The organism is Psychroflexus tropicus DSM 15496, assembly GCF_000378765.1.
GTDB classification, from domain to species: Bacteria; Bacteroidota; Bacteroidia; order Flavobacteriales; family Flavobacteriaceae; genus Psychroflexus; species Psychroflexus tropicus.
This window is the reverse complement of record NZ_KB905343.1, coordinates 166843-183368: the sequence shown is the minus strand read 5'-3', so window position 1 is coordinate 183368 and position 16526 is coordinate 166843. Positions and strand designations below refer to the sequence as shown.

The following is a 16526-nucleotide window of genomic DNA, read 5'->3' as shown; positions in this document are numbered from 1 at the left end:
CTTTTTTATTTAATTCTTGGATAATTAAAGCTTAAAAATTGTTGATTTCTTTTTCAAGCTCTTCTTTGGTTTTTCCTAATTTAGTTTGAAGCTTACCGAGCATCTCCTCAAATTTACCGTCTGAGTATTGTAAATCATCTTCTGAAATATGCTCAGCATATTTTTGCTGCAACTTTCCTTTATTTTCTTTAAATTTTCCTTCTAATTGATCTAAGTTCATAATTTTTATTTTAAATGTTTAATTCCAATTTAATAGACAATTCACTAATTAATGTTAATACAATCTCATTTAACTCAAGTTTTTAAGTTCTTTCTTATTTCATTAGTTCTATCTGCTTGCAGTACTACAAGAGCTTTAAAAAACCAGCCTTATTCTATAAATTTTATCGATGAATTTACGGTTCCTTCAAAATTCGAATTTGAAGGAAAAACCTTTGGTGGAATATCTGGAATAGACTATCGGGATGGATATCTAGTCATGGTTAATGACTCTCCTTCCAATCCATTGATTTTTAAAGCTAAATTGAATTTATCTTCTTTCCAAAAAAGAGAATTAGAATTTACATCTGTAATTGAACTAAAAGATGACCAATTCTTCGAGAAGAATGCCCTCGACATGGAATCAATACGTTTCGACGACGGAGAGTACATTATATCGACTGAAGGAAATATTGACAAAGGATTTTCACCAAGAATTTTTAATGTTTCAAGCAAAGGAAAATATTTAGAAGATTATCCTCTACCCGATTATTTTCTTCCTCAGGGCGAAAATTCTCCACGAGACAATGGAGTTTTCGAAGGTTTAGCGATGGATTTGGATGCTGATGGCTTCTGGTTTGCCACAGAACTACCACTAATAAGAGATGGTAAAGCACCAAAACTCTATAATACTAATTCACCAGTTAGACTTAGTTACTTCAATAGATCTAGAAACCAAATTACTCAACAATACGCCATGGACTTAGATAGGATCACTAAGGTACCTCTTCTTCCATTTGCAGTTAATGGTTTGACTGAAATATTACAGCTAAATGAACATCAATTTTTAATCCTAGAACGTTCTTACTCGGCTGGACATAAAAGTCACGGTAATAAGGTAAAGCTTTTCCTTCTAGATATTTCAAAGGCAACCGATATTAAGGCCATAACTTCACTAAAAGATGCTCCCCAAAATATCGAATATGCTCAAAAAAGCCTCCTCTTTGATTTTAAGTCCATCAGAGAAAAGCTAACAGATCAAGTTGTGGATAATCTAGAGGGCTTATGTTATGGTCCAACGCTCAAAAATGGCAATAAAACTTTAATCATAGTCTCTGATGATAATTTTAGTAGTTTTGGACCACAACTCAATCAAGTCATTATTTTAGAATTAATCAAAAACCAATGAAAACCTTACAGATTTTAAGCGCAATCTTTCTTATAGGCATGATTATGTCCTGTCAAAACTCAAAGAAAAATACTTTTCAATTTGACGTTCCAACTGGTAAAAAGGCTAAAAAGACAGTCTATTATTTTGTAAGACACGCTGAAAAGGATACTACCGACAAGCAGAATCGCGATCCACAACTTACTGAGGAAGGTATTCGCAGAGCGAATTATCTGGCTACTTACTTTGAGGATAAGAATTTAAATGCATTTTACTCTACTGACTACAGCAGAACTATCCAAACCTTGATCCCTACAGCTCATAAATTTAAGGGAGACATTGTAAGCTACGATCCTGGAAAAGACTCATTATTTACAAAACAGTTCTGGAAAAATACATACGGCAAAAATGTAATTATTCTTGGGCATAGCAACACCAGCCCTCGATTCGTCAATGAAATATTAGAATATGACAAATACGATAATTTGGATGAAAGTAATTACAACAACTTTTATAAGGTTGAAATTGATACAGATCTAAAAGTTATAGATACTATGCTTACGAAAAGAGTTCCTAAGGATTTTAGTTACAATTAAGAACTACTTTTCTTAGCATGAGATTTTTATTTTCAATTGTAGATAATAATTCAAGCCTTCCCTGATTATAGAAAATACCTAAACTGTCGACATCTTTGGTATTCTGCTTTGGTTTGTAATTTTCATAATCCTGAAATACAACACCCTGAACCTCTCTCCTATTGATCGCTTTTCGAAAACGAGAGCCTCCCCCATTCACTAAAAAACTATAGGCTAAATAGTCCATCGAATAATCTTTCTGATCGAACCAATAGATATAAACATCCTCAAAATCTACTCCCCCTCCATTTTCAGAAAACTTTACTTCCACCTTATGATATGTTTTACCTTCGATATCTTCTGTTCCAAGCTTCTTCAAATTAACAGCATTATCCTTTAGGCGAAGGGGTAGCTGAGTGAAGTAATGAACGGAATTGACAGATTCAAAGTAATTGAAGGCAGTAGTGTCGGCAAGTGCTACTGCAGAATCTTGAATAAAGCGAGTCAGTTCTCCCTTATAGACTATATCTTCTATTGGTTTCGTTTTAGAAAACCTCTTCAATTTGAATCCATCGCAGGTTGGAGTAGATTCGTAAAAATAGTCTCTAAATTCAAAATCAAGGCTATGACTGTTTAATTTTGATTTGCCAGAATATTCTATAGCACGATCTACAATAGTTTCTGCAGTTAGAGAAGAATCTGTAGTTTGACAGCTTATGAGAAAAAGAATCAAAATTCCTAAAATGTATTTCATGGTCCTATAATTTTTATAAACATTAGTAGCTATCTCCTTCTATCCTTACAAAAGTCTTATTTTTGATTGAATTAATTAATATCTATGGTCAAAAACAAAGTCAACATAAAAAATAAAAAGGCAAGATTTCAATATGAAATTCTGGACAAATATACAGCTGGAATTGTTTTAGCAGGCACAGAAATCAAATCCATTCGAGAGGGAAAAGCTACAATAGCAGAAAGCTTTTGCGAATTTAATGAACAAGGAGAACTTTTTGTCATTAATATGGATATTCAGGAATACTCTCACGCGACCCATTTCAATCATAAACCTAAAAACGCAAGAAAGCTTTTACTAAATAAACAAGAGCTTAAAAAACTTTATAAGGAAGTAAGAAATACCGGACTTACCATTATTCCACTCAGAATGTTTCTTAACGACAGAGGATTTGCAAAACTTCAAATCGCCTTATGTAAGGGTAAAAAATTACACGATAAGCGAGAAACGATTAAAGATCGCGATACCAAAAGAAAGTTGAATCGCATCAATAAATCTTATAACACCTAATCATCCTTTAGTCAGCCTTAATGAAAAAGCAACCTCTGCTTCTCTTGTTTTTGTTAACCTCAATTTTAGGTCAGTCTCAAATCACGGGGAAAGTGACAGATACAAATAATCTCCCCTTACAAAACGTAAATGTTTATGTGGAAGGCACCTTTAATGGCACGACGACAAATGCCAGTGGTGAATTCAAAATAAATCTGGATTCATCCGAAGAAGAAGTCCTCATATTTAAGTTTCTTGGGTTTACAACAGAAACTAAGACTGTAAACGCAGATGACACTTATTTCGTAGTCCAACTCAGCGAGAAAGTGACAAGTCTGGATGATGTGGTAATTACTAAAAACGAAGATCCAGCCTATGCTATCATAAGGAATGCCATTGCAAGTCGCAAAGAAAATCTTGCTAAACTAAAAGAATTTAAAGCTGAATTTTACTCCAAAGGCATTTGGGAAATTCAAAATGCACCGGAGAAGATTTTAGGCCAGGAAATTGGAGATTTAGGCGGAGGTTTAGATTCTACCAGAAGTGGTGTAGTCTACTTAAGCGAAACGGTTTCAAAAATAGCCTACAAAGCACCCAATCAGTTCAAAGAGCGAATCATCGCTTCTAAGGTAAGCGGAAACGACAGAGGTTTTAGCTTCAATTCTGCGGAAGATTTTAATTTTTCCTTTTACGAAAATAATATCGACCTTGGCAATAATTTGGTTTCTCCAATCGCCAGTTTTGCGTTGAATTATTACGATTACGAATTGGAAGGTACATTTTACGATCAAGACAGGTTCCTTGTGAATAAAATTAAAGTCATCCCTAAGCGACCAAGCGATGCTGTATTTAGTGGTTACATTTATATCTTAGAAGACAACTGGGAGATATATGGAGTAGAGTTAACCACCACAGGAAAATCACTGCAGATTGAAGTCGTCAAAGAAATCAATCTCAACCAAACCTTTAGCTACAGCAAAGACAACGACTTTTGGGTTTTAATTTCTCAGGATATTTCTTTTAGCTGGGGTATTTTTGGGATTTCAGGCGGTGGAAATTTTGTAGCTACATACAAAGATTATGACTTTAAGCCAGAGCTTTCAAAAAAGGACTTTAGCAATGCTGTCATTGTTTTTGATCAAGAGGCCAATTCCAAAGACAGTTTGTTTTGGGAGAAAAACAGGCCTGTTCCTCTAACCAGCTTAGAGCTTAAAGACTACAGTTTTAAAGACAGTATTCAAACTCTAAAAAACTCTAAATCTTATAAAGATTCGGTAGATACAGCTAGAAACAAATTCAGTTTAACCGATCCTTTGTTTGGCTATTCCTGGCAAAACTCTACCACTAATCAAACGGCTGGTTTTTCTGGATTAACCGATGTCAATTACAATACCGTGCAGGGCTTCAATATCAAATCAGAACTATACTTCACTCAAAAGGATTCTGCTGACACCTATAGAAAGTTTTGGGAACTTCGGTCTTATTTAGATTATGGCTTTTCAGAAAAAAAGTTAAGGGTTTACGGAAGGTTTCTTAAAAAATTCAATGATTTTTCGAAACCGTTTTTAAGCTTTTCAGGCGGGACTAAATTGGAAGAAATCAATTCTACCAATCCTATCAATGAGCGCCTATCCTCTATAGCTTCTGTCTTTTTTGAAAGAAATTACTTAAAGCTGTATGAGAAGATATTTAGTAAAGCCACTTATAGTCAGGAAGTATTCAACGGGTTTAGAATGAGCGCCAGTTTGGAGTTTGAAAGAAGGCGTGCTTTAACAAATTCTACCAATTCTCCTGTTATAAGTAACAAAAATGGAGGTTTCACTTCCAATAATCCACTGGCTCCAGAAGCCTTTGGCTCTTTACTTTTCCCTTCACACAACATAGGCCGACTCACAGTTGGCGGTCGTATCAATTTTGACCAGGAGTACGTCCTCACACCCAACGGCAAGTATGATACGTATAGCAATAGATTCCCAACCTTGAGTTTCAGTTATGAAAAGGGCTTTGCCTCAGACATCAGTGATTTTAATTATGATGTAGTTAAAGCCAGACTTACTCAAACTAAAACACTTTCAAGATTTGGAGAGTTGGGGTATAGTCTAAATGGTGGTTTATTTTTTAATGCTGAAAATATTTCTTTTTTAGATTTTAAGCATTTTAATGGAAATCAAACCCGAGTTGGGACTACAGGCTCTTACTTAAATCGATTTAACCTCCTGCCCTATTATGAATTGTCGACCAATTCAGACTATGCCGATGTCCACCTTGAACATAATTTTAAAGGTTACCTACTCAATAAAATTCCACTACTTAATCAATTGAATTTTAATATGATTATTGGTGCTAAGAGTTTATTTACAAATGAAAATAAACCATATTCTGAATTTTCTATAGGCTTAGACAATTTGGGGATCGGCCAGTTTAGAGTTTTTAGGTTAGATTATGTCAAACCTTATCAAGATGGTTGGCAAAACGGTGCACTTATTTTTGGAATAAAGTTACTGGATCAGTTTTAAGGACTAATTCTTATCTTCCAACAAAGGTACAAATCGAAATTCACCAAACGTTTCCTTTTGAAATTTGGTTGCTGATGTTCGGCTAAGCAAGGTCATTAACTGCGAATCTTCACCAACAGGAATCACTAATCTACCCCCAACTTTGAGTTGAGACATTAGAGGTTTTGGGATAAAAGGAGCTCCAGCAGTCACTATGATTTTATCAAAAGGCGCATACTCAGGTAATCCTTTATACCCGTCACCAAAGCTCATGAACTTGGGTCTGTACCCTAATTGTCTTAGGAAATTTTGAGTTTTCTTAAAGAGTTTCTGCTGTCGCTCTATGGTGTACACTTTTGCACCAAGTTCACAAAGAACAGCTGCTTGATATCCACTTCCTGTTCCAACTTCTAACACCAGTTCTCCTGGTTTTAGTTGAAGAAGTTCGGTTTGAAAAGCTACTGTGTAGGGTTGAGAAATGGTCTGTCCAGCAGCAATGGGAAAAGCTTTATCCTGATAGGCATGATCTTCAAAGCTACTATCCATGAATAAATGTCTTGGAATAGCATTTATGGCCTTTAAAACGTTTTCGTCTTTGATTCCTTTATCACGAATCGATTCTACCAGAATTTTGCGTTTACCTTGCTGTCTGAAACTGTCTTCCAAGTCGTTAGATTTTGAAGAATGAATTAGTAAAATTAGAAAAAAATCAAAGCCAAATTTCATCAAATGAAAAATTCTAAGGCAATATTTATGACAAGAAAATGGAAGTCTATTTGTGTCTTCTCCTGCTATAGAATTCAAAGTAAAAAAGATTACATGTTAGAGATTTAAACCTTGGTTTAGTATAATCAGCATTAATCAACTATGGTTCTGAAGGTCAAATTAATTCTGGGCAACATTACTTTTTTGGTGGGAGGAAGTCGATGCAACCAATACTTCTGAGTTTTCCCAGTCATTATTAATACACTACTATGTTCTAATCTTACTTCAATTTTTTCTTTGGTTGTCTTGTGCTTGAAAGCAAACTTCCGTTCTGCACCAAAACTCACTGAGGCAATAGCTCCATTATTTTCTAAATTTTTTTCATCATCGCTATGCCAGCCCATGCCTTCTGAGCCATCATGATAGAGATTGAGTAAACAGGAGTTGAAATTACTACCTGTTTCAGACTCTACAGTAGTTTTCAGTTCTAGTAATTCTTTAGTCCAAGGCAAAGCTCGTTTGGTGAGTTTGGAATAGGTATATTCAAATGGCTTGTCTCCATACCAGGCGACTTTTCTTTTGGTAACAATTCGTTTACCAAGAATCAGGGCTTCATCATTTTGCCAAGCTATATGCTTCATCATTTCTTTGAAATACCTGTCTGCTTCCATAGGAGAAAACACTTTGCCCAAATAATAAACTTCTCCATCCTTGGGCAGTAAATTTGCTGTTCTATCGAAGGGGTCATCAAATAATTTCATTGAAATTTTTCTTTAGAATTCGGATAATGAAAAGAGTTTCAATTTTGAGTAGAAAAGATAAATCAATTCTTGGAATAAGTTCATATTCTTTTTTTGGAGAATCAGATAAGTGGGTTACTATTTTAAACTCACATGTTGCATTTATAACTTGATCCTAGCTTTGAAAAATATACCTCATTTTGAATTAAAAAAATCAATATATAATTATTTAGATTTGGTCTAATTAAATATATGGTGTATCATTGCCAAAAAAAGTATAATGAAATTTTTCTTAATCACATTCTTTTCCCTTTCCGTCTTTTTTGTGAACGCTCAAAATGGAAGCATAAAAGGAACCGTTAAAGATCAAGATAACCAGCCCTTAATAGGTGCTACCATCACACTTAACCAAGACAGAGGAACCTTAGTTGATGTTGATGGAAACTTCAAATTTTCAAATCTGGGTGAAGGATCATACAATCTCGAAGTTTCCTTTTTAGGCTTTGAAAGTCAGACTAAAAAAATTAACTTAAAAGAGGGAGAAATCTTTGCTATTGATTTTACGCTTGAAGAAAGCGAAGAGAGTCTTCAAGAAGTTGAAATTATTGGTAGAAAGGCCAGAACCTATAAAAATTCCACCACGTTTGCCGCCACTAAGACCGCTACAAAAATTAAAGATGTACCTCAGGCAGTTAGTTATGTAACCAAAGAAGTCATTGCAGATCAGCAAGCTTATAGGGTAAATGATATTATTAAAAACATTAGTGGTGTTAATACATTTTCATATTATGATGATTTTTCGATGAGAGGGTTTAGATCTGGAGATACTTACATAAATGGATTAAGAGTTGTAGGATTATTTGGCCCACAACCCCTACTTGCTAACATTGAGCGAGTAGAGGTCATAAAAGGGCCAGCTTCTGCCATGTTTGGAAACTCTGTGCCTGGAGGTGTTATGAATCGTGTGACCAAAAAACCTCTTAGAGAAGATAGAAAGTCGATAAATTTCACTTTAGGCAGTTTCAATACATTGAGAACAACAGCAGACTTTACGGGAGCTATAAATGAAAGCGAAACTCTTGTGTATAGATTGAATTTAGCTTACTAAAATTCAGATAGCTTTAGAGATTTACAAGAATTTAAATCGTATATGATTGCACCTTCTATTTCTTTTCTACCAACCGATAAAACCAGGATAAATTTTGATCTTGTGATCACAGATTTTGATGGAAAACTGGATCGAGGACAGCCCATTTTTGGAGCTACAGCAGGAACAGATTTAAACTCCACTCCTATTTCATTTGCACTCAATCAAACTAATGACTTCCAAAGAAGTGATGTGGTATATTCCACATTATCGCTAAATCATAAGTTTACAGACCAATTATCATTTAACGCTTCATATATGCGATATCTTTATGACGAGGATCTTGTGGAACATAGAACCTCGAATCGATTCGCCATTGATGGTGCCGGACAACAGATACCTACAATAATGGAGATGCAGGTTATCCAGCGACAAAGAGAATTTATTGCAGATAACCTATCAAGTTATTTTGTCTTCGAAGCTAACACAGGCGACTTGGAACACAAAATCGATGCTGGTTTTGATTACATCGAACAAAAACAACCTCTTGGAGCAGCTTCAGCATTCGCACGTGGTTATAAATTACAAGGGGGTGGCTCATCTACAGATCCTGCAGATTTTCCAAATTATTTACGTGATGAGGACGGAAATCCAGTTCCTAACGTTCCTCATTTTAACCTTGAAAACCCTTCATATGATGTAGCTCAATTAAGTGACTACGACTTTACTCAAAGTTCAAGTCCTGCAACTCGATATTTTACCTATGGAATTTATTTACAAGATCAAATCAAGTATAAAGACTTCCAACTTTTGATAGGAGGAAGACAAGAATACTATAATGATGTTGTGAATGTGGATCAGCCTGATGAAGAAACGACGACACAAGAACGATTTTTACCTAGAATTGGATTGGTCTATTCTCTTACAAATGATATAAACTTATACGGTACTTATACAGAAAGCTTTCAGCCTCAAGGAGTCGCAGCTCAAACCAATCCAAATGTAGGGGGGCCTTTCGATCCAGTGGTAGCAAACATGATTGAGTTTGGAGCGAAAGGAGAATTTTTCAACAATCGCTTGGCTGCCAATCTTGCTGTATATTCCATTGAAAATAATAACATCTTAGTAAACGCCAATGCTCCAGATAATCCGGAGCTTCTTAGACAGAGAGGTCAAGAGGAATCTCAAGGCTTTGAGATTGATATCAATGGTAGAATACTGCCTAATTTAAGTTTGACTGCTAACTACGCTTACAGTGATGCCAGAATTACAGAAAGTGATGATGCAGATGAAATAGGACTTAGACAAGAAAATGCCCCATTACATCAGGGAGGATTTTTTGCTAAATATAATTTTATAAACGGCCCTCTGGAAGGGATTGGGTTAAGCTTAGGTTCAAACTTTGTATCAGAAAGAAACACGTTTGAAACCGAACTTCAATTGCCATCATACACCATTGTGGATGCTGGTATATCTTATAAAGTAGATCGATTCAATATTTCGTTTCTTCTCAATAATGCTTTTGACAAAACACATTGGGTTGGAGGATATAGTTATGTAAGATTATTTTCAGGAATGCCTCGAAATTATTTATTAAGCGTAGGTTATACTTTTTAAATGAAATTAAAGAAGAAACACTTTTTCCAACTTCATAGTTGGATAGGAACTAGGCTAAGCATACTATTTTTCATAGTATGCTTTTCTGGAACTATCGCTACTCTTAGTAGCGAACTGGACTGGTTATTTATACCAGAATCCAGACTAAGTGGAGAAGGCGAACTAGTGGACAAAAATGAAATTGTAAAAAACATAAATGAATCATTTCCAGAAGGAAAAATAAATTACTGGAATTTTACAGAAGAGTCGTATTTGTGTGATATAGTTTATGTTGAAATCGATGGTTATCGTAATTATGTGTTTGTAAATCCATTTACTGGAAAAGTACAAGGAAGTACTCGGTTAACATTTCAACGTTTTTTTAGAGATCTTCATTATTACTTATTTATACCCTTTCAGATTGGTCATTTTACAGTGCTGATATTTGGTTTTTATTATTACTATCTCTCATTACAGCCCTTTATTTTTATAAAAAATGGTGGAGAAAATTTTTTGAATTAAAGACTGGTAAAGGTAAATTAGTGTTGTTTAGAAGCCTTCATCGCCTGGTTGGATTGTGGTCTATTCCTTTTACTCTATTATTTTCAGTAACAGGAATATGGTATTTTCTTGAACGCACTAACTCTGCAGGGATTTCTGATGAATCAAGTCCTAGTTCTCCGATTATTGAAGTTTATGACAACTCCAATACACCTGAAAACTTGAGCTATTCGATAGATTATGATAAAGCAATTAACCTGGCACAAAACGAAATACAAAAGTTGAAAATTGGAACTATTCTACCACCATCAACTTATGCAGAACCCATTTATATCACAGGAAAAAGTGATGTTCCTCTTGTTAGAAAAAGAGCTAATCGTATTTACATCCATCCAAAAACGTATGAAATCTTAAAAGTACAACGTGCTGAAAACATAAGCACGACCATGTGGCTTAACGATATAGCAGATCCCTTGCATTTTGGATACTGGGGTGGACTTATAACAAAGATTATATGGTTTGTGTTTGGCTTAGGAATAAGTGGGTTAATATTAACAGGGATTTGGATCACCTTAAAAAGACGAGCGATTAAAAGGAGAAAAAGTCGAAAGCCTGTTATGGGAATCTGGAGATTTATTAACTGGGGCATTTTTGCTGCTATGGCTATTTTTATGTATATCATACTCATAACTCAGTACAACATTTCAACATTATCAATGGTAAGCATCACTGTGGGCTGGATTGTATTTTGCGTCTTAGCTTATTACGTTTTTGAATACAGACTTCAGAAAAAATCACTAAATAAATAAGTAGATTGATATGGCAAGAAAATTATATTATTTATATTTATTCTAAATAACAATTTAGTGTTATTGATATAGCAATCATTAATTAAGTCCTGTTCTGCCTCAAAGCTCTAAAATCTTTAGAGGCAGACTCAGGCACAAATTTAAAGAACATGTGTGATACAATAATATTATTTGAAGATAAAGAGTTTTTAATCTCTCAATGTTCAACATGTAAGAAAATTTGTCTCTATTACCACCAGGTTATTCTAGCATTTAAAGAAACTGAATTCCATCAATGGCATACCTCCTTTTTTACATCAAAGTTTGAGGACAGAGCCTACAGATTTCCCGATAAAGAAATAAAAGCCATTTTAGACACTCCTTATTCCGACGTTCAACTCAGCTTCAATAAACAGCAATATTTAGAATTAAAAAATGGTGTTGAACAAGCAATCAACTTTATGGAAATAATGGATATTATAGATTAAACAAATAAAATGCCCCGAGGATAACCGAGGCATTTTTTGGCAAATTCTAACTAAAAATTATTCTCCCTGACCTAGAGAAAAACCTCGCTTCTCATCAAAATTGTATAAATTTTCTGTTTTGATGACATCAAAATTCGCAGCAGATATTTTAGACAGTAAGGCGAGCACATGGTCAAATTCTATTGGAGCATAGGAGGTATTGTCCTGATCTACTCCCACAAATCTACATCGCCAATGATCTGTACAATAAGTCTCTTCAAGACCGTTTGGAAAGACTTTAACCCCGCGGTTGGTTATCATTTTAAGTCTTAATTTATAAGCTTCTATCTTCTCTAGAGCATTTCCTATGATATCTGGATCTGTACCCTTCCAATCTATAAATACATCTATACCAACCAATTCTTTTTTCTGTTCTTTTCTGGCATAATCTGGAACATTTATTTGTCCTTTACCCTTGGAAAGCTCGCTTTCATTAAAATGGGATGGCTTTTTGCCTAAGTTGGAAATAACGCGATCAGCAAATGCTTTAGTTCCCAGTTTTTGCTTACTTACGCCTTCTCTGTAAATGTCGGCTGTGTGATACCCTTCTTCTAAAGTTCTTAACCAGGCGTTTTTCACCTTGTCTCCCACTTCGGTTTGACCAATATGAGCCATCAAGGATATCCCTGCATTGAGAAGCCCAGAAGGGTTAGCTATATTTTTGCCAGCAATATCTGGAGCAGAACCGTGAATAGCTTCAAACATGGCTACATTTTTGCCAATATTTGCAGAGCCACACATACCTACAGAACCTCCAATTTCAGCAGCAATATCAGATATGATGTCTCCATAAAGATTAGCGGTTACAATCACATCGTAATCTTCTGGTTTGGCGGCAAGACGTGCCGAACCAATATCTATGATTTGGGTCTCACTTGTAATTTCAGGATATTCCGGAGCTATCTCATCGAAGACTTTATGAAATAATCCATCGGTAATTTTCATGATATTGTCTTTCAGCATACAGGTTACCTTTTTTCTTCCAAATGCTCTGGCATATTCAAAAGCATAGCGAACGATTCGTTCACATCCTGGTCGAGTGATGAGTTTAAGGCATTGGTAAACATCTTGAGTTTGTCTATGCTCTATACCCGCATATAAATCTTCTTCATTTTCGCGGATTACTACAACGTCCATTTCTGGAAAATGGCTTGGTACATAAGGCGTTAAAGCCTGAACTGGTCTTACATTGGCAAAAAGTCCTAGAGATTTACGTAAAGTAACATTTAAACTTTTGTATCCCTTTCCCTGAGGTGTAGTTATAGGGGCTTTAAAAATTATTTTGTTAGCATTAATCGCTTTCCAAGAAGAATCTTCGATTCCCGATGTGTTTCCTGATAAGTAAACCTTCTCCCCAAGCTCTATAAAATCTGGTTCAATATTGGCACCAGCAGCATTTAGAATTTTTAGAGTAGCATCCATTATTTCTGGACCTATACCGTCACCATTGGCAACAGCAATTTTTACAGGACTGTTTAGATCTTTTGACTTTTCTTGTTGGTTTGCTTCTAATGTACTCATTGGTTTAGATTTTAGTTGATAGTACAAATATCAATATAATCATACATTAGTTTTTATTTATATAATATATGTCATGCATAAAATTAAGTTATGTATATTTTTGGTCTTAATTTGCGGCTGTTGCGTAATAGTAAAATCTAAAAGAATTCCTATAAGCTATCACAAGTCCTGCTTTACTTAAAAAGAAATGCTACTTTTGTATAAAACCATATAACATATGCTAAACGTAGGTGTTTTGGGAGCAGGCCACTTGGGTAAAATCCACTTAAGGCTTCTCAATGAATCAAATAAATACTCCTTTGTAGGATTTCACGATACAAACAAGGCCAATGGCCTAACCATAGAAAAAGAATTAGGCTATCCGTTTTATGAAGATATTGATGAATTACTGGAGAAAGTAGACGTCATCGATATCGTCACCCCAACTACATATCATCATCAAACAGCTGTAAAAGCACTGAATGCAGGTGTTCACATCTTTATAGAAAAACCTATTACCTCTACGGTGGAAGAAGCTGAAGAGTTAATTGAACTGGCCAAAAAGAACAATCTTAAAGGGCAGGTAGGTCACGTGGAGCGCTTCAACCCAGCTTTTAGAGCTGCTATCAATAAAATCGATAACCCTATGTTTATCGAAGCTCATCGTCTGGCAGAATTTAATCCAAGAGGGACTGATGTACCTGTGGTGCTAGATCTAATGATCCATGATATAGACGCCATCTTGAGCGTTGTAAAATCTAAGGTGAAAAATATTAGTGCCAGCGGAGTTTCCATCATTTCTGAAACACCTGATATTGCCAATGCAAGAATTCAATTCGAAAATGGATGTGTCGCTAACCTCACCGCAAGTCGGATCTCTCTAAAAAATATGAGAAAATCTAGGTTCTTCCAAAGAGATGCTTACGTGTCCGTTGATTTTCTGGAAAAGCATACTGAGGTCGTAAAAATGAAAGATGCTCCTAAAGATCCAGATGATTTTGCAATGATTCTTCAAAACGCCGAGGGAGTTAAAAAACAAATTTATTTCGATAATCCAGAAATACAGTCTAATAATGCTATTCTGGATGAACTGGAAACTTTTGCAGACGCTATCAATAAGGATACAATGCCTATTGTATCTCTAGAACAGGGCGCTCAAGCTTTAAAAGTGGCTATGCGAATCATAAAAGCATTTGATAATTAGTAATTTATAAATATATAATCCATGAAACATATTTCAATAATAGGAGCCGGTACTATGGGTAATGGCATTGCTCATACTTTTGCTCAATTTGATTACAAAGTTAATTTAGTAGACGTTTCAAAAGACAGTCTAGACAAAGGAATTGCGACCATCACCAGGAACCTGGACCGTATGGTAAGCAAAGAAAAAATAAGTGAGGACGACAAAAAAAGAACACTTGGTAACCTTACAACGTTTACCAGTTTAGCTGATGGTGCAAAAAACGCTGACTTGGTTGTGGAAGCGGCCACTGAAAACGAAGCTATAAAGCTTGATATATTTAGAGAATTAGATAATATCTGCCCTTCCGAAACTATTTTGGCTACCAATACCAGTTCGATTCCAATCACCAAAATTGCAGCTGTAACAGGTAGGCCAAAGCAAGTCATCGGGATGCATTTTATGAACCCTGTCCCTATTATGAAGCTGGTAGAAATTATACGCGGCTACAATACCAGTGATGAAATCACCAACACTGTGGTAGAGCTGGCTAAAAATCTAGGTAAAGTTCCAACTGAAGTTAATGACTATCCAGGGTTTGTAGCTAACCGCATCTTGATGCCTATGATCAATGAAGCAGTTGAAACGCTTTACAACAACGTAGCAGGCGTTAAGGAAATCGATACGGTGATGAAACTTGGAATGGCTCATCCAATGGGACCACTACAATTAGCAGATTTCATTGGTTTGGACGTTTGCCTCTCGATATTAGAGGTTATGTACGATGGCTTTAAAAACCCAAAGTATGCTCCGTGTCCACTTTTAGTTAATATGGTGAGAGCAGGAAAATTAGGAGTTAAGTCTGGAGAAGGTTTTTATGATTACAGTGAAAGTAAAAAAGCAGATAAAGTCTCTTCTCAATTCGTATCTTAAGATATGCCAATTGTAAAACCCTTTAAAGCGACTAGACCTACCAGAGATAAAGTAGGTCTTATCGCTTCAAAACCCTACGATACTTACACGAAATCTCAAATTGAAGCTCGGCTGGATAACAATCCATTTTCATTTCTTCATATTGTGAATCCGGGTTATAAGTACAATAAGGAGATCTCTGGTAAAGAGCGCTTTGGTCTTGTAAAGAATAGATTTGAAGAGTTTAAAGAAGACGGTAGCTTTATACAAGAGGAGAGCGCTTGCTATTATTTACATAAGATTATTTATAGGAATGAAATTCAGTTTGTTGGATTCATAGGAGCTGCAAGTACAGAAGACTATGAAAATAATACGATTCGTAAGCACGAAGATACACTGAAGGAAAAAGTAGATGTTTTTACAGAATATCTAAAAACGGTCAAATTTAATGCAGATCCCGTTTTACTTACCTATCCTGATAATGAGGTTCTGGAAACCATTTCTAAAAAACTAATGAAAAAACGTCCAGAATACGAGTTTACAACGACTTCCAGAGAAACTCACCATTTTTGGGTCATTGATAACTTGGAGTACCAGCAGCAAATAGAAGATGAATTTAAGGCCATGAAGCATATTTACATTGCTGATGGTCATCACAGAAGTTTATCCCATATTGACTTGAAACAGCAATTTCAAGCTCAAAATGATCAACATACAGGTCATGAAGCCTACAATTATTTTATGGGCTTTTTTATTCCAGAAAGCCATTTGAGAATACATGAATTCAATCGTTTAGTCAAAGACCTCAATGGCTTGAGCAAAGATGAATTTTTAATTAAACTCGATGAGCAGTTTAAAATTGAAAACTTAAAGCAAAACTACTATAAGCCTACAAAACCTCATCACTTTAGTATGTACCTGGATGGTGATTTTTATGAATTAAACCTTAGATTCAGGAACTATGATTTTGATGATTCCCTTTCGAGACTGGATGCTCAGATTTTATATAGCACGATCTTAAAACCCATTCTTGGGATCGAGGATTTACGAAACAACGCACGACTTCAGTACAGTCAAGGCCAAAAAGACATGGCTTACGTGAAAGGAATGATAGATAATGGAGAATTTGAAGTTGGATTCGGAATGTATCCAGCTAAGATTGAGGAGATGAAAACCATTGCTGATGAGGGCTTAAAAATGCCGCCCAAAACTACGTTCATCGAACCTAGATTAAGAAGTGGAATTACGATTTATGAATTTTGAAAAATG

At 35.4% G+C, this 16526-nt stretch carries 15 protein-coding genes and 1 pseudogene; 11 read left to right on the top strand and 5 right to left on the bottom strand.

The genetic code is table 11. The features are described 5' to 3' along the window. Window positions 1-31 precede the first annotated feature (31 nt). A complete protein-coding gene (locus F598_RS0105615; RefSeq protein ID WP_019038045.1) occupies window positions 32-220 on the bottom strand; it encodes a CsbD family protein in 189 nt (62 codons plus the stop codon). Between the two features lie 51 nt (window positions 221-271). Here F598_RS0105615 and F598_RS0105610 point away from each other — a divergent pair, with 51 nt between their 5' ends. Both F598_RS0105610 and F598_RS0105605 read left to right on the top strand, forming a co-directional pair. Further along, on the top strand, window positions 272-1387 hold the full coding sequence (locus F598_RS0105610; RefSeq protein ID WP_019038044.1) for an esterase-like activity of phytase family protein: 1116 nt from the start codon (window positions 272-274) through the stop codon (window positions 1385-1387). Next, the gene (locus F598_RS0105605) at window positions 1384-1962 is read left to right on the top strand and encodes a phosphoglycerate mutase family protein (RefSeq protein WP_019038043.1); all 579 of its coding nucleotides are present in this window, start codon (window positions 1384-1386) and stop codon (window positions 1960-1962) included. Before F598_RS0105610 ends, F598_RS0105605 begins: the two co-directional genes overlap by 4 nt. On the opposite strand, the gene F598_RS0105600 is transcribed toward F598_RS0105605, so the two are convergent. After that, on the bottom strand, window positions 1949-2695 hold the full coding sequence (locus F598_RS0105600; RefSeq protein ID WP_019038042.1) for a DUF6503 family protein: 747 nt from the start codon (window positions 2693-2695) through the stop codon (window positions 1949-1951). The two genes, F598_RS0105605 and F598_RS0105600, sit on opposite strands and share 14 nt — an antisense overlap. Before the next feature lie 84 nt (window positions 2696-2779). On the opposite strand from F598_RS0105600, the gene smpB reads away from it, so the two are divergent. After that, window positions 2780-3244, top strand: a complete 465-nt coding sequence (smpB, locus tag F598_RS0105595; protein ID WP_019038041.1) for an SsrA-binding protein SmpB — start codon at window positions 2780-2782, stop codon at window positions 3242-3244. A 20-nt stretch (window positions 3245-3264) separates the two neighbouring features. After that, window positions 3265-5739 (top strand): DUF5686 and carboxypeptidase regulatory-like domain-containing protein, encoded by a 2475-nt coding sequence (locus tag F598_RS0105590; RefSeq protein WP_019038040.1) that lies wholly within the window; start codon window positions 3265-3267, stop codon window positions 5737-5739. A 3-nt stretch (window positions 5740-5742) separates the two neighbouring features. On the opposite strand, the gene F598_RS0105585 is transcribed toward F598_RS0105590, so the two are convergent. Together F598_RS0105585 and F598_RS0105580 are read right to left on the bottom strand one after the other, a co-directional pair. Next, entirely contained in the window at window positions 5743-6384 is a 642-nt protein-coding gene (locus F598_RS0105585) for a protein-L-isoaspartate(D-aspartate) O-methyltransferase (RefSeq protein ID WP_026302539.1), read from the bottom strand. Window positions 6385-6575: 191 nt separating this feature from the next. Further along, window positions 6576-7184 carry an alpha-ketoglutarate-dependent dioxygenase AlkB family protein gene (locus F598_RS0105580; protein WP_019038038.1) on the bottom strand — a complete coding sequence of 203 codons (609 nt, stop codon included), beginning with the start codon at window positions 7182-7184 and terminating at the stop codon, window positions 6576-6578. Between the two features lie 259 nt (window positions 7185-7443). On the opposite strand from F598_RS0105580, the gene F598_RS15515 reads away from it, so the two are divergent. The 4 genes and pseudogenes from F598_RS15515 to F598_RS0105560 all read left to right on the top strand — a co-directional run bounded on the left by F598_RS15515 (window position 7444) and on the right by F598_RS0105560 (window position 11623). After that, the gene (locus F598_RS15515) at window positions 7444-8271 is read left to right on the top strand and encodes a carboxypeptidase-like regulatory domain-containing protein (protein ID WP_019038037.1); all 828 of its coding nucleotides are present in this window, start codon (window positions 7444-7446) and stop codon (window positions 8269-8271) included. 42 nt (window positions 8272-8313) lie between these two features. Further along, the gene (locus tag F598_RS15510) at window positions 8314-9867 is read left to right on the top strand and encodes a TonB-dependent siderophore receptor (protein ID WP_019038036.1); all 1554 of its coding nucleotides are present in this window, start codon (window positions 8314-8316) and stop codon (window positions 9865-9867) included. Then, a pseudogene (locus F598_RS0105565) lies at window positions 9868-11156 on the top strand (PepSY-associated TM helix domain-containing protein). A gap of 149 nt (window positions 11157-11305) precedes the next feature. Further along, complete coding sequence (locus tag F598_RS0105560) at window positions 11306-11623, top strand: DUF6686 family protein (RefSeq protein ID WP_019038035.1); 318 nt, start codon at window positions 11306-11308, stop codon at window positions 11621-11623. Window positions 11624-11680: 57 nt separating this feature from the next. Here the strand turns inward: F598_RS0105560 and F598_RS0105555 are convergent, their stop codons facing one another. Continuing rightward, window positions 11681-13183 carry an NADP-dependent isocitrate dehydrogenase gene (locus F598_RS0105555; RefSeq protein WP_019038034.1) on the bottom strand — a complete coding sequence of 501 codons (1503 nt, stop codon included), beginning with the start codon at window positions 13181-13183 and terminating at the stop codon, window positions 11681-11683. 217 nt (window positions 13184-13400) lie between these two features. Here F598_RS0105555 and F598_RS0105550 point away from each other — a divergent pair, with 217 nt between their 5' ends. From F598_RS0105550 to F598_RS0105540, 3 genes are read left to right on the top strand one after another with little or no spacing between them, the layout of a single operon-like run. Beyond that, window positions 13401-14366 (top strand): Gfo/Idh/MocA family protein, encoded by a 966-nt coding sequence (locus tag F598_RS0105550; RefSeq protein WP_019038033.1) that lies wholly within the window; start codon window positions 13401-13403, stop codon window positions 14364-14366. Window positions 14367-14387: 21 nt separating this feature from the next. After that, complete coding sequence (locus F598_RS0105545; protein WP_019038032.1) at window positions 14388-15278, top strand: 3-hydroxybutyryl-CoA dehydrogenase; 891 nt, start codon at window positions 14388-14390, stop codon at window positions 15276-15278. Between the two features lie 3 nt (window positions 15279-15281). After that, window positions 15282-16520, top strand: a complete 1239-nt coding sequence (locus tag F598_RS0105540; RefSeq protein ID WP_019038031.1) for a DUF1015 domain-containing protein — start codon at window positions 15282-15284, stop codon at window positions 16518-16520. The last annotated feature ends 6 nt before the right edge of the window (window positions 16521-16526 follow it).